At 47.7% G+C, this 507-nt stretch carries 1 pseudogene; it reads right to left on the bottom strand.

Going from position 1 to position 507, the window contains the following annotated elements:
• Nucleotides 1–507, bottom strand: a pseudogene (locus tag R7Q09_RS28615) (DNA translocase FtsK); the annotation flags it as partial.

Here is a 507-nt window from a genome sequence, read left to right as displayed (position 1 = left end):
ATGAAGTGTTCACGCTTTTCCGGATGGTAAAGCAATTCAAGTGTTGGCAGCGGCTCTTCTGGCACTGGTAAATTCTGTTCTTGCTTCATCAAGAATTGGTTTTGCGTCGCGGCAACTTTTGCTTGCGCGCTGGATACCATGCTTTGGAATGCGGCAACATCTTGATCGCCATCTTGCACTTCCTCAACCTCAACTTCTTGTGGCGCTGGTTCAAACGCTACACTCGGCTCAGGTGTCTGTTCTGGTTGAATTTGAGAAACCGATTGTGGTTGAACTATAGGTTGAGGCTCTGGTGAACGCGACTGAGGTTGAGGAGCAACATATGCCTCCTCTTCATCTACTACATCAAAATCAGAGATGGTTGGTTCAATATGTTCACTTGGCTCAGCGTGGTCGGTAATGTCATCAAGCGCACGAGTGTCAATAACAGGCTCTTCGTGTGGCGTTGGTTCCACATGGCGTTGCTGTTCTTGCTGAGCAGCAAACTGTGCATATTCTGCATAGTTT

Source organism: Vibrio sp. 2130-1 (assembly GCF_033339515.1).
The sequence above is the reverse complement of the archived record's forward strand: the minus strand, read 5'-3'. Positions and strand labels throughout refer to the sequence as shown.